This window comes from Bdellovibrio sp. HCB209, from assembly GCF_047306065.1.
Classification (GTDB): domain Bacteria; phylum Bdellovibrionota; class Bdellovibrionia; order Bdellovibrionales; family Bdellovibrionaceae; genus Bdellovibrio.
Genome location: NZ_CP178618.1, coordinates 3,079,321 through 3,092,919, shown reverse-complemented (window position 1 = coordinate 3,092,919; position 13,599 = coordinate 3,079,321). Strand labels below are relative to the sequence as shown.

Below are 13,599 nucleotides of genomic sequence, written 5' to 3'. Positions count from 1 at the left end.
CTCGAACGATTTTTCGTTCTTTGACAATTGAATAGATTGATTTAGTTGATTTTTAGCGAGGTTAGTTCCATTTTTTAAAGCTACAAAGGGCTTACGGTGGATGCCTTGGCACTAAGAAGCGATGAAGGACGTGGTAAGCTGCGATAAGCTTCGGGGAGTGGCACACACACTTTGATCCGGAGATGTCCGAATGAGGAAACTCATCATTTTATGATATCATTCACTGAATACATAGGTGTCTGAAGCTAACGAGGGGAAGTGAAACATCTCAGTACCCTCAGGAAGAGAAATCAATTCCGAGATTACCTTAGTAGTGGCGAGCGAACGGGTAACAGCCTAAACCTTAATCATTTATTTGATTGAGGGGTCGTGGGACCGCAATGTGGGACCGGAGAGTATAGAACAACAGTCTGGAAAGTCTGGCAAGATAGGGTGATAGCCCCGTGTTCGAAATGCTCAATGGCTCTAGCGGCATCCCGAGTACCACAAAACACGTGAAATTTTGTGGGAATCTGTGAGGACCACCTCATAAGGCTAAATATTCCTTAGTGACCGATAGTGAACAAGTACCGTGAGGGAAAGGTGAAAAGAACCCCGAGAGGGGAGTGAAATAGAAACTGAAACCGTAAGCTTACAAGCAGTTAGAGCCCCTTAAGTGGGTGATAGCGTACCTTTTGCATAATGAGTCAGCGAGTTATGTTTGCAAGCGAGATTAAGCCGTTGAAGGTGTAGTCGTAGCGAAAGCGAGTCTGAATAGGGCGTTTAGTTTGCAGGCATAGACCCGAAACCCGGTGATCTAATCATGGACAGGTTGAAGCGAGGGTAACACCTCGTGGAGGACCGAACAAGTTGAGGTTGAAAACTCTTTTGATGATCTGTGATTAGGGGTGAAAGGCCAATCAAACTGGGTGATAGCTGGTTCTCCCCGAAATATATTTAGGTATAGCGTTGAGTAAAAAGTATCGTGGAGGTAGAGCACTGAATGGGCTAGGGGTCTTTACCGGATTACCAAACCCAAATAAACTCCGAATGCCACAGATATGTTCCTCAGCAGGCAGACGCAGGGTGATAAGGTCATGCGTCGAGAGGGAAAGAGCCCAGACCAACAGCTAAGGTCCCTAAATGCACGCTCAGTGGAGAACGTTGTGGAGTTACTTTGACAACTAGGAGGTTGGCTTAGAAGCAGCAATCCTTTAAAGAAAGCGTAATAGCTCACTAGTCTAGTGACTCTGCGCGGAAGATACAACGGGGCTAAGCGTGTTACCGAAGCTTTGGATTAAGATATTTTATATTTTAGTGGTAGGGGAGCGTTCTAGCGTAGGATGAAGGTTGACCGGTAGGACAGCTGGACGAACTAGAAGTGATCATGCTGACATAAGTAGCGTTGAACTCGGGTGAAAAACCCGGGCGCCGAAAACTCAAGGATTCCTGGGTAAAGATAATCTTCCCAGGGTTAGTCGAGTCCTAAGATGAGGCCAAGTGGCGTAATCGATGGCAAAACGGTTAATATTCCGTTACCTAGCAAATTGTGTTTAAGGAATGACGGTATAGGCTATCTCAGCCTCTTATTGGATTGAGGTGTAAGCGTGTAGGTGGTGTCGTAGGCAAATCCGCGGCACATAACACTGAGGCGTGAATGCGAGATTCTTTGAATCGGAAGTGAGAAAAGCCATGTATCCAAGAAAAGTTTCGTAAATTTAGATTTGTTAGCTCGTACCGTAAACCGACTCAGGTGAGTGGGGTGAATATCCTAAGGCGATGGGGTGAATTTTGGTCAAGGAACTCGGCAACTTAACACCGTAACTTCGGGAAAAGGTGTGCCCGCGAGAGTGTAAGGATTTACTCCCCAAGCTTTTTCGGGTCGCAGAGAAATGGGAGTAGCGACTGTTTATCAAAAACACAGGTATGTGCAAAGTCTCAAGACGAAGTATACATACTGACGCCTGCCCGGTGCTGGAAGGTTAAGAGGATTAGTTAGCGCAAGCGAAGCTGAGAATCGAAGCCCCAGTAAACGGCGGCCGTAACTATAACGGTCCTAAGGTAGCGAAATTCCTTGTCGGGTAAGTTCCGACCTGCACGAATGGCGTAACGACTTCTCCGGTGTCTCGACCAAATGCCTCGCGAAATTGAATTCTCGGTGAAAATGCCGAGTACCCGCAGAAAGACGGAAAGACCCCGTGAACCTTTACTGTAGCTTGGCAGTGATTTTAGAGTTGGCATGTGTAGGATAGGTGGGAGACTTTGAAGCAGGGGCGCTAGCCCTTGTGGAGTCAACCTTGAAATACCACCCTTGGCACCTTTGAAATCTAACCTGCTCCTCGTCACGAGGAGAGGGACACTGTCTGGTGGGCAGTTTGACTGGGGCGGTCGCCTCCCAAAAAGTAACGGAGGCGCGCGATGGTCCCCTCAGCCTGATTGGAAACCAGGCGTCGAGTGCATTGGCATAAGGGGGCTTGACTGCGAGACCTACAAGTCGAGCAGGTGCGAAAGCAGGCCAAAGTGATCCGGTGGTCCCGCGTGGAAGGGCCATCGCTCAACGGATAAAAGGTACTCCGGGGATAACAGGCTTATTCCATCCAAGAGTCCATATCGACGATGGAGTTTGGCACCTCGATGTCGGCTCATCACATCCTGGGGCTGGAGCAGGTCCCAAGGGTTTAGCTGTTCGCTAATTAAAGTGGTACGCGAGCTGGGTTCAGAACGTCGTGAGACAGTTTGGTCCTTATCTTCTGTGGGCGCATGAAATTTGAGTAGACCTGTCCTTAGTACGAGAGGACCGGGATGGACGAACCTCTGGTGTTCCTGTTGTTCTGCCAAGAGCAATGCAGGGTAGCTATGTTCGGAACTGATAACCGCTGAAAGCATCTAAGCGGGAAGCAGACTACAAGATTAGATTTCACTGGGGCTTCGGCCCCCTAAAGACTCCTCGGAGACTACGAGGTTGATAGGCGGAAGGTGTAAGTACAGTAATGTATTCAGCTGATCCGTACTAATAGGTCGTGAGGCTTTTTTAAAAAATATTCTTCTAACTTTAAGTTACGAAGATTTCGTCTCAGTGACTTCTCTTAAATGAGAACGAGAGACTAGCTCTCTGAATAAGTAAGAGAGTTAAAACTTGGAACTAACAACGACTCGCTAAAAATCAATTAAATCAATCATTCAGTTGTCTGAAATAGAAAGTAACTTCTCCATTTGTATTGGAAGTAAGTTGCCAAGAAGAACGACGAAGTATAAACGTACTTCATCTTTGTATTAATAAACGCTTTGCTGGTGTTTATAGCAGAGGGGCCACACCTGATCCCATTCCGAACTCAGAAGTTAAGTCCTCTTGCGGCGATGGTATTGCATGGGCGACCATGTGGGAGAGTAGCACGACGCCAGCTCTTTTTTTACTCGAACCCGGTCTGGAAACAGATCGGGTTTTTTTATGTCTAAACTAAAACATATAATTGTTTATATTCGACGCAATTTTTGATTCATTTGCTCGGTTTGTCGTCGTTCGGCACTGACTTTATTTTCAATGCTCGAATTGATATCCAGGATATTCTATTTCGCTGGTTGTGTAGGGCTTCCATTTTGCTGAGCAGGTGTTGTCTGCTGAACGGGGGCTGCTTGTGTTGGTGGCGCCACGGCCTGAGTACTTCCACTTTGTGGTTGGGCGGCTGCTGGTTGTTGAGTTGCTGTGGGACTTCCTTGGGTGTTTTGTCCTTCTGTCGGTGGTACTTGTCTGTTGAGGGTGCTCATCAGGTATGTTCTGCCGACTTCGAAGATTTTATTTTTGCTTTTGATTTCTTTTAAGCTCATTTGAAGGATAATTCCTGGATCCTTATCGTCGGGCAAATCTAAGACTTCTACTTCTAAGTAGTGATTGCCTTCTTTGACTCTTTGAAGAGTTAGTTTTTCGCTTCCTAGCAGAGTGCGAGCTAAGTCAGATCTAATTTTATATTCAATAGTGGCGATGGCTTCCCATTGTTTTGGAAGTTTGCCTTCTTTACGAAGTTGATCGATGTCGTCGTTGATTAATTTTACTAACTGCTGCGCGGGAGTTAGTTGCACGCAATTTTCTGAAGACTTTGATTTACGAGCGAAGGTGCGAGTAGGTCCATCTTGAACGATGAGGAAAGCCAAAACGCCTGCCGCTAGAATTACCAGTGTACCTATGACTTTATAAACCATTTGGATTTCCTCTATGTCCTCTTATTATTGGGAAGTTTTTAAGGGGGCTCAAAGGCTTTTGGCGAATGGACCAAAATCGCTCCTTCGGGCTAGGGTGCTTCGAGTGGCTAAAATGCTGAAATTGCACAAGAAAGGACGCCCTAGAGGGGCTTCTGTCTAAAATATCTACAAGCAGGGTGTCCTGGCCGGAATCTGGTGAAACGTCATAAAACGTGTATTTCCATATAGTTACGCTATCAAATCAAATATGGCACTGAGATTGGATATATCCAGGTGAGAGAGGTGTCTATGAACGCACTTACTAAATTAACAGCATTAGCTTTTGCCGTCGGGTTTTACGTGGGATGTTCTCCCGTAAACTTTGGTGTGAGTAGCGCCGCTTGTAATGCCGACACGAACTGCGTTGTTCAGAACAACAAGAAGTCATACACGTACACCGTGACTGCAGGTGCAGGTAAGGTCGACATCCTCATCGTTAATGACAACTCGGCTTCAATGTCTTTTGAACAAAAGAGATTGGCTCCACGCTTTGCTAACTTCATCCAAAATCTAGATGCTTCTAAAGTAGACTACCGTATCGCAATCACAACGACTGATGTTGGTGGCGGTAAGTTCCCTCAAGGTGGTCAATTGATCACGATGGGTGATGGATCTAAATATATTACTCCAAGCCAAAGCAATAGATTGGCTCTTTTCAATGCGGCTATTCAACGTCCTGAAACAACGGCTTGTGAAAACTTTATTGCTAACTACCTAAGATCTTATGGCGCGAGCTCTATTAATACATCTGGCTATCAAAGTGGTTACGCTGCAAATTGCCCATCGGGTGATGAACGCGGTATCTACTCTGCAAATCTAGTTGTGTCGAACAACCCAAGCAGCTTCATCCGTGGTGATGCTCATTTGTCTATTATCTTCTTGTCTGATGAAGACGAACGCAGCGGTAGCAACTTGTGGTCGAATGGTTATCCTCTATCAGATATGGACCAACCATCAGTTCTTTTGAAAAATGTTAGATCGAAACTTGGCGATACTAAATATAACTCTATGTCGATCCATGCGATCGTAGTTCGCGATACAAGCTGCTTGGCTCAACAGAACAGCCAAGTGCTAGGTGATAACCCTAATGAAGCGACTCGCGGTTTGGTGACTGGTAATATCGGTACAGCTTACTTGGCATTTACAACTTCAAGCCCAGCTTGGGGTGTGTCTGCAGATATCTGCTCTTCGGATTACACAGGTCAGTTGGGTACGATCCAAACTTCGATCCAAGCAAAAATCAAAACGGTATTACTACAATGTGCAAACCCTCAAGATTTGCAAGTGACTGTATCTGGTACGAACGTGGCTCACTCAGTGAATGGTACGACACTGACGTTCTCACAATCATTGAATCCAGGCACGACAGTGAACTTGTCTTACAAGTGTGGTCTTTAATAGCTAGCACTTAGGCAGAATATTTAATTTATATAAATTGAAGGCGAAGCAGGAGCTTCGCCTTTTTCATTTTGAAACACATCTCATTGGGATACGCACGGAGATGAGATTCAATCCGATTAATCTTTAAAATAACGTGGATGTTTTAGACAATAGATAGGTCATGGAAGGTGAGGAAGTTTTCAAGGACGGATAATCTCAGAAAGAACCTTAATTACAAGGTCCTAATCCTTTAGTCTTGGAATTCGCTTCCGATATAACAAACATGGGAATGCTAGACAGATACAAAAAAAAGGGCGGCTTTTATCAATTGCTTCAGTTGTTGGAAACATCACCAACTGCTAAGAGGGAGCAATTTTTAACTCTTATCGCTGGAGAAAATCCAGTTTGGGAAGAGGCACTTCGTAAAAGAATTCTTACGATTGCACGAGTGTACAGCTGGGACGGTCAGTACCTGGTAGAGATTTTCTCTCGCGTACAACCGATGACTTTGGCTTATGCCCTTCACGGAAATCCACAGGAGCAAATCGATTCTTTATTGAGTTGCTTGCCTCCGATTTCTAAAAGAAAGATCACGGATCTGATGGCAGAGGCTGCTCCGACGCCTGCAGAAAAAGGAACGAGTATCTCTAAGATGCTTACTGAAGTTCGTGGTTTCGTGGGTCAGGGGATCATTCGCTTAGAAAAAGTGGATCCTGAGCTTCACGTTCCTGAAAATATTGAAGAGATTCTGAATACGACAGCATTTAGTATGTCGACGACTCCGCTGACTGCTGATTCTGATGTTGCTAAGAAAGATATGAAGCCAAATATCGTGGGTGATAATGATGGAACTCCATCAACTGCTCAGAGCCAAGAGGCGGATTTCTTGCGCAGAAAAGTGAATCAGTTGTCTTCAGAGGTGAATGCTTTGAAGCATGAGAACACTGTGTTGAAAGATAAGCTCGCGCAAATTAAAAAGATTGCGTAGTTCCACTCGGCGAAGTTCAAGTGAACTAGAAACTAGAAACTAGAAACTAGAAACTAGAAACTAGAAACTAGAAACTAGAACTTCGCGCAGCAAAGAGACCAGCATTACGGCTGGAAACAGAAACTCGACAATCGTCGGGTTTCAAATTGAGTATTAGCTCCAGGAGTTTCCTGTTTTCGTCTAGACATTAGACAAACGGGGAACCTTCATTAATCCCGCAAATCCTTACCCGATAAGCCATTTGAAGCACGTGAGGTGTAACAAATGGTTTCGTTAAGAACCGCAATTATCGCATTATCTTTCGTCGTGTTGGGCACTGAAGCCCAGGCGCAAGTCTCGATAATCAGCCAGGAACAGAATGAATCTGAATTCCTGCTGGAACTAACGAAGGCTGTCGATCCGACAGCCACGTCTGTGATGGGAATCTTTAATAGGGTTCCTAAGGCAGAGAACAATAAGGACATCGCGCCTGAGTGCGATCCTAAGTTCTTTGAGGACCATCTTCTTTCTAAGAAGAGAAGCACAGAAGATTATTTCAAAACGATCAAGCAATACTTCGCGAATTGCCAAGGTGAGCTTTCTAAAAACTCTCCTAAGGGAATTCTGAGTCTTGCGAAGATGGCTTTGGATGAATATCAGTTTTTAAAACATCCACAGGTCAAAACTATCTATATTCCGTTGTCGAATGGAGTGTTGGTTCCTGCGATTGTGGCTTTGAAACAAGATCCACGTCCTCGTCCACTGGTGATTATGAAGTGCGGGGTTTTCTGTGGTGCCGATCAAAATCCTATGATGAAAAACTATTTGATTCAGCTGTTCGACTTGTCGCCGTTCAATGTGGTGTTGCTGTCGAATCAAACGGGATTGGATTATCTAGTTACGAACACTCACTTGTCCCTTGGTGGTTGGAGTGAAGGTTTTGAGTCTTTGCAAGTCGGTAAATGGCTTCGTGAAAGATGGGAGCATAAGGATCGTATCTCGAGCCTTCATCTTATGGGGATGAGCTTGGGTGGTAATGCCGCGGTATTTGGTGCATCCTTCAATGATATGTACCCGATGCCAAATGGTGAGAAGGTATTTACATCAGCCACAGCTATCTGTCCTGTGTTGTCTTTGAAACCTACGTTAGATCATCTTTATGGAGATAATGTGATTGGTCCCGTGTTTAATCTAATGACACGTGATCAGTTCCGTAAAGCTCGTGCTTATATGACGGATGTGCCAGAGATGCTGACTGATGATGAGCTTCCTGGTCGCAAGCAAATGCCAGGATATCTAGGGTTGTTGGCATCCACTTCTTTGCAAAGACGTGGGGTTGCAAGTACGCCGACAGATTTCTTTAAGAACAATAACTTCTGGAATCTTCCAAATAAAGTGCAAACACCTCTGATGGTGTGGGCATCTAAAGATGATTCGGTCGTTAGCAATAAAATCAATGCCCAAGTGTTCGAGAACGATGACTATTATGAGAAGGCAGCGCACGCAGGTGTGGTGAATTTGAATTATGGTAGCCACTGTGCCTTTTCTTCTGCTTATGGATATCAAGTAGCTTCTTTGGTTTTGCGTAGCTTTGTAATGGCTCACAGTCCAGAGTTTGTGGATTCTTACAAACGCACTGAGATGCCTTGGAAGTTTGGCTTTAAAAAGCTTTCGAATATTTATCGCCACGTAGGACAGTCTTGGAAGTTTGAGGCGAAGTCTCAAACGGCGAAAGTGTCCTTTAGACTGTTTAACTATGCGGGTAGCAAGGCTTGCTTTTATAAAGAGCCATTTGCTGACGATGTGACAGAGTGTGTGACGTCTAAATCGTACGATATCCCTGTTTCTGAATTGAAAGCGATGGGGGCTCGAGTGCCGGCGAACGATGTCGAAGCTCAAGCACTGACTCGAGAGTTTAATACGAAGGTTGAATTCTTGAGTGAAGGCAAACCTTTGAATGGTACGAACAGTTCAAACTTTGTCCTGAGCTGGCGTCCTCTTTACGAATAAAAAAAAAGGCAGCTCGAGAGCTGCCTTTTTTCTTTCGTCCTTGTTAAAGGACTACTCGATGGATGAAAGGGCCTCACGAAGTGCCGCTTCATCTTTAACACCGATGAATACTAGTTCTGCTCTACGGTCAGCAGATTTGCTGCCTAAAGAGTTTTCTGAACCTCTACCCACCGCTGAAACTTTTGAAGAATCCAAACCGTATCTTTCAAGAGCACTCGCAACTGTGTCTGCGCGACCTTGAGAGATTCTTTCGTTGATTTGGTCAGAACCCGATGAGTCTGTGTAGCCACGTACTTCTACGCGTTCAAAGAGCTCAGAGTTTTCGTCGAGGGCTTTTGCCAGTCTTTGCATTTTTTGTTGATCAGCTCCTGACAAAGCCACTTGCGAACTATTGAATTTGATATTTTGGCTGCCTGCAATCAAGCTCGACATAGCCACGTCATTTAAGATTGGCTCTGGTTGAGCTTGGGCAACTGGACGAGCTGGTTCAGAAATAAATTCTTCTTCAGCCACTAAGTCTTCTGTTGGAGTTTCTTCCGCAGCTGTTGATCTGACAGATGTTCTGTAAGCCGTTGGGTTCCAACCGATTTGCAAGTCTACTAGATACATGCCGACATAGTTACCGGTATTGCTTGTTTCACTCATAGCGCGCGCACCGATACGGGCTAGCCATGCTTGAGACATGTTCCACTCTTTGAGTACTTGCAATCCAACGAACTGTGCATCGGCTTGAGAGGATGCATAGTTTTGACCTTGGTTGAAGAATTGATTTCCTACGACACCCATTTGCCAGCGATTCGCTGTTCTCCAGCGGGCTGCAAATTCAAGAGCACCTTCTGTGCTACCGGTGTCCATCGCTGTCGTATGAGTGAACTGTTGGTTGTTCACACCATAACCGATATCAAATACAAAAGGACTTTCCAGATACCAAGATCCCAAAAGTTTGATTGTAGAAGGAGTCCCTTCGACGTCTTGATTTACGGCGTTGTCGTAACCGGTATAACCACCACCTAAACCGATGAATGGTAGTAGACCGCGTGGTGGAGCTTCTGTGGCTTCACGGCCAAATTGCAATGTACTTGTCGTTGAATCTTGCGCTTGAGCCCAAGCGCCTGTGCAGAGTAGTGCTGCTATGATGAGTTTTTTCATTTCCGTATCTCCTTTTTTATGGCAGCTACAGTATCTACCTGAAAGGAGCATAATCAAATTTTTGAGAGCCAGAGCGCGCGTAATTTGTGATGAATCAATTTTTTATTTGCACGCACACACTGGACTCAGGACGTCTCATTACGGTTTCTTCAGGGATCTACACAAGGAGCTGTAGTATCGAACTAAAGTTGACTCAATAGGATCGCGCTCTTTTTCATCTACTATATAAACTCCGACGGCGTCATTGATGTCCTTTGAAGGAACTACTCCATAGATTATGTTTGGAGCATAGAAGCTTGAGTCTGATTGGCGGTATGTGAAGAAGTTGTCTTGCTGAGGATAGTTTGAGTCATAGACAGAAAATCTAATGTCACCGTTGTCTAATTTTTGATAGTGCTTCACCAGCAGAACGTGCTGAGCTCTTCTTTTCGCTCTAACAATAATGAGAGTGAGTTTATTGATTTGTAGATTGCGAATCAGTTGATCGCGAGTTGTTCGGTTGGCGTTTTTACTGCGATCACCACTGCCGATAATTAGTTTTAAATTTTTTCCGATCTTGTGAAATCTTTCGATTTCGTATCTTTCTATTTCAGAGCGGAAGTTGCGGTGAGTATTCTTACTTCCTGATTTGAAGGCGGCTCCATCCATCAGATTACCAAGAACTCCGTAGTCGGTGCGTGGGTAGGATTCTTGGTTCAACATCATCGCGTAAGTACCTTCTTCGCGAAGCATGTTCAAAATTTGCACGGTATCTGGTCCTTTGATGCTTGGATCTGAGTTCCAGCGATTTAGATAGAAGAACAGGCGTTGCGCACGTGAGAGTCCCCAGCAAACACCCAGTTCATAAAGGCCGCCACGAACTTCAACGCCCCAGTTTGCGATAGGAATGTGATATTGACTGGAAAACTGTTGTGGAGACATTCGGCGATAGATCTCGTTACTGGTGATGTTGTTGCACGGGAGATCTTTGACGAGAGAGTCGGACACTTTATGTTGTGCCTGTGCCGTCGAATGGGTCAGCGCCAGAAGGATGAGGGAGAAAACCAAGAATTTTTTCATCGCCAAGAACTAGCAAAATCGTGACGGGGAGGCGATGAGAGAATTATTAAGATTTAGATATAACAAAGGGCGTGAATTACACGCCCTTTGTTAATTATGAAATTTTAGAAACGAACTACTTTTTAGCTACAAGCTTCAAAGTCATTTCGAATTCATCGCTGATGATTTTGTCTGCAGTCAACTCTTTGAAGAAGTTGCCTGAACCGTATTTAAGACCCCATTTTGTGCGGTCAACTTTTACAGTAGCTTCGCCAGTTACTACGCCTTTATCAGTTGTAATTTTAGCAGGGAATTCGATTGGGTTCGTTTTACCAATCATCGTCAATTCACCTTTAACAGTCACTTCGTTCGCAGATTTTGGAGTGATACCAGTGATTTTGAAAGTAGTTACTGGGAACTTTTCAACGTCGAAGAAGTCAGCGTTAGACAAGTGACCAACAAGCTTTTTGTTGTATTCAGCGTCTTTAACGTCTTCGTTCGTGATTGTTTTCATGTCGATGTTGATTTGACCTGCAGTTACTTGGCCTTTGCTATCAACTTGAACTTCGCCGTCTTTAACAGAGATCTTACCGTTGTGAGCTGAACCAGCTTTTTTAGTGCCTTTCCAAGCAACAGAACTTGCTGTCGCGTCGATTTTGTAAGCTTCTGCTTTTGCAGTTTCTTTTGTTGTTTTTGCTTTAGCGTTTGCGTTTACTGCGAAAGCGAAAACCATAGATGCCAATAGTGCTTTGATCATGTCCCTAATCTCCTTGATGTGGTTTTTGACTGTTAAAATATTTGAACAATCTATGTAGATGCGCAATGAATTTCACAAGGTTTATACCTTGATCGCAAACCTCGACCTGTTGATGTGAGGTCCTAATAACAACTGTTAAACTAAAACGCGTTGGAGATGAGAGTTTTTTGCCTGTTTAGTTTTAAAAAATCCTCAGATTACGTTGATTTATCTCACCGTGATGCAGGTCTTCTGCACAGAACTTTGTAGAACAAAGAAACTATAACTATGGTCTTGTGAAGTCCTACCACTGTTTCCCGATTATTAGCTCAGCGGAGACAAATGAAATGGGAATGAGAATCTCAACGAATATTGCTGCGATCAATGCACAACGTAACCTTATGGGTTCGCAAAGGATCATGAATGACTCGATGGCAAAGCTATCATCGGGCAGTCGTATTAACAAAGCTGCAGATGATGCTGCTGGTTTGGCAATTTCAGAAAACTTCAAGGCACAAATTCGTTCGGCGGCAATGGCGCAAAGAAATGCGAATGATGGTATTTCTATGATTCAAACGGCTGAGGGCGGTTTGAATGAGATCAGCAATATCGTTATCCGTTTGCGTGAATTGGGAATTCAAGCCAGCTCTGACACTATTGGTGATAAAGAGCGTGGCATGTTGAATAAAGAGGTCACGCAGTTACGTGAAGAGATTCAGCGTATCGCTAAAACCACAACGTGGGGTTCGACGAAACTTTTGGATGGCAGTGCTCCTGCATTTGATTTTCAAGTCGGTATCCACAATAGCGCAGAATCTGATCGTATTACGTTCCAAGCTGGTCAGGGAGTGGCAACACTCGATGCCTTAGGGCTTGAGGGACTTTCCTATGATTCGAAAGAGGCTGCTCAGAATGCCTTAGCAAAACTAGATGATGCGCAGACTTCGATCAACGGAACCCGTGCTTATATGGGTGCCTTGCAGAATCGTCTGACATCGACTTCTGATAACTTAGGTGTGATGCAGGAGAATCTTTCTGCGGCGAACAGTCGTATTCGTGATACCGATGTCGCAGCAGCCTCTAGCGAGATGATTCGAAATAATATCTTGCTCCAGGCTGGAACATCGGTTTTGAGCCAAGCCAACACTTCCCAGCAGATGGCTTTGAAACTGATAGGCTAAACAGTTGTTGCGATGCTAATTGCTTTGATGGTGATCATGATCCACATTGCGATTAGCATCATCCAACCAAATGTATAGAACTTCATGCGTGTCATTACGTTGTTTTTTCCTAAGTGAATAATCGCATGACCTGTGCGAGCTGCAACATAGAGCCAAGCGAAAACCACAAAGGCGATGTTCTGCACGGGTAAAATCATACCGATAATACAAGCGACATAGAATAATACCGGTGCCTCAAATAAATTCGAGAAGTGGCGAACCGCTTGGATAGCTTCTGCAGGCTCTTGTCCCTCTGTCAGCGTCTTATAGAAGCTGATCTTAACTGATTTATTTTTGACGGCGCTAAATCGTCCGATGAGAACTTTCACCAACACAACCACCACAATCAGAAACATTGCGCACATTGGAAAAACAATTTGTATGTTGGATGACATTTTCTCGACTCCTTAAATCATGTGAAAGAATAAGATAGACCGCAAAAAATATGTGTCAAGGCAATCCGCGGAGTGAATTCTTTATTTATTACTCCTTCTTAATCTAAGATTGAGGACAGGAGGTCGCGATGATTAATTCAGCGGAGCTTTTAAAAAAGAAAAGTAAGAATGCTAAGAAGGCCCTTTCAGGAACTGAGATTGATGAATATCTGGCGGGAGTGAAGGGGTGGTCTTATGAAGACAACCACATTGTTAAGGCCTTCAACTTTAAAGACTATTACGAAACCATGGCCTTCGTAAATGCAGTGGCTTTTGTGGTCAACGCTGAGAACCATCATCCTGATCTACTGGTGTCCTTCAAACGTTGTGTGGTGATGTTCAATACTCATTCTGTTAATGGAATTTCTGAAAATGACTTCATCTGCGCTGCAAAAATTGATGCAATGGCAAGTCACAATTTTGCTGCCGTTGCTCACTAGGGCATAATTG

Annotated in this window: 10 protein-coding genes and 2 rRNA genes; 7 read left to right on the top strand and 5 right to left on the bottom strand. The window is 44.4% G+C overall.

Going from position 1 to position 13,599, the window contains the following annotated elements; translation table 11 throughout:
- Positions 1–73 precede the first annotated feature (73 nt).
- A 23S ribosomal RNA gene (locus ACLVWP_RS15010) occupies positions 74–3,014 on the top strand.
- Positions 3,015–3,266: 252 nt separating this feature from the next.
- Positions 3,267–3,383 (top strand): 5S ribosomal RNA (gene rrf / locus ACLVWP_RS15005).
- Positions 3,384–3,546: 163 nt separating this feature from the next.
- On the opposite strand, the gene ACLVWP_RS15000 is transcribed toward rrf, so the two are convergent.
- Entirely contained in the window at positions 3,547–4,176 is a 630-nt protein-coding gene (locus tag ACLVWP_RS15000; RefSeq protein ID WP_413558388.1) for a hypothetical protein, read from the bottom strand.
- Positions 4,177–4,464: 288 nt separating this feature from the next.
- On the opposite strand from ACLVWP_RS15000, the gene ACLVWP_RS14995 reads away from it, so the two are divergent.
- The 3 genes from ACLVWP_RS14995 (at position 4,465) to ACLVWP_RS14985 (ending at position 8,572) form a co-directional block, all read left to right on the top strand.
- Entirely contained in the window at positions 4,465–5,613 is a 1,149-nt protein-coding gene (locus ACLVWP_RS14995) for a hypothetical protein (protein ID WP_413558387.1), read from the top strand.
- A 265-nt stretch (positions 5,614–5,878) separates the two neighbouring features.
- On the top strand, positions 5,879–6,583 hold the full coding sequence (locus ACLVWP_RS14990) for a FliG C-terminal domain-containing protein (RefSeq protein WP_413558386.1): 705 nt from the start codon (positions 5,879–5,881) through the stop codon (positions 6,581–6,583).
- Positions 6,584–6,847: 264 nt separating this feature from the next.
- The gene (locus ACLVWP_RS14985; protein WP_413558384.1) at positions 6,848–8,572 is read left to right on the top strand and encodes a hypothetical protein; all 1,725 of its coding nucleotides are present in this window, start codon (positions 6,848–6,850) and stop codon (positions 8,570–8,572) included.
- Positions 8,573–8,623: 51 nt separating this feature from the next.
- On the opposite strand, the gene ACLVWP_RS14980 is transcribed toward ACLVWP_RS14985, so the two are convergent.
- The 3 genes from ACLVWP_RS14980 to ACLVWP_RS14970 form a co-directional block, all read right to left on the bottom strand.
- Positions 8,624–9,721 (bottom strand): OmpA family protein, encoded by a 1,098-nt coding sequence (locus ACLVWP_RS14980; protein WP_413558383.1) that lies wholly within the window; start codon positions 9,719–9,721, stop codon positions 8,624–8,626.
- A gap of 138 nt (positions 9,722–9,859) precedes the next feature.
- Positions 9,860–10,780, bottom strand: coding sequence for a hypothetical protein (locus tag ACLVWP_RS14975; RefSeq protein ID WP_413558381.1), 921 nt, complete (start codon positions 10,778–10,780; stop codon positions 9,860–9,862).
- A gap of 115 nt (positions 10,781–10,895) precedes the next feature.
- Positions 10,896–11,516, bottom strand: a complete 621-nt coding sequence (locus ACLVWP_RS14970; RefSeq protein WP_413558380.1) for a YceI family protein — start codon at positions 11,514–11,516, stop codon at positions 10,896–10,898.
- Between the two features lie 326 nt (positions 11,517–11,842).
- Here ACLVWP_RS14970 and ACLVWP_RS14965 point away from each other — a divergent pair, with 326 nt between their 5' ends.
- Positions 11,843–12,676, top strand: a complete 834-nt coding sequence (locus tag ACLVWP_RS14965; protein ID WP_413558379.1) for a flagellin — start codon at positions 11,843–11,845, stop codon at positions 12,674–12,676.
- Here ACLVWP_RS14965 and ACLVWP_RS14960 read toward each other — a convergent pair.
- Positions 12,673–13,110 (bottom strand): MAPEG family protein, encoded by a 438-nt coding sequence (locus tag ACLVWP_RS14960; RefSeq protein ID WP_413558378.1) that lies wholly within the window; start codon positions 13,108–13,110, stop codon positions 12,673–12,675. The genes ACLVWP_RS14965 and ACLVWP_RS14960 overlap by 4 nt on opposite strands.
- A 128-nt stretch (positions 13,111–13,238) precedes the next feature.
- Here ACLVWP_RS14960 and ACLVWP_RS14955 point away from each other — a divergent pair, with 128 nt between their 5' ends.
- Positions 13,239–13,589 (top strand): 4a-hydroxytetrahydrobiopterin dehydratase, encoded by a 351-nt coding sequence (locus ACLVWP_RS14955; RefSeq protein WP_413558377.1) that lies wholly within the window; start codon positions 13,239–13,241, stop codon positions 13,587–13,589.
- Positions 13,590–13,599: the final 10 nt, after the last annotated feature.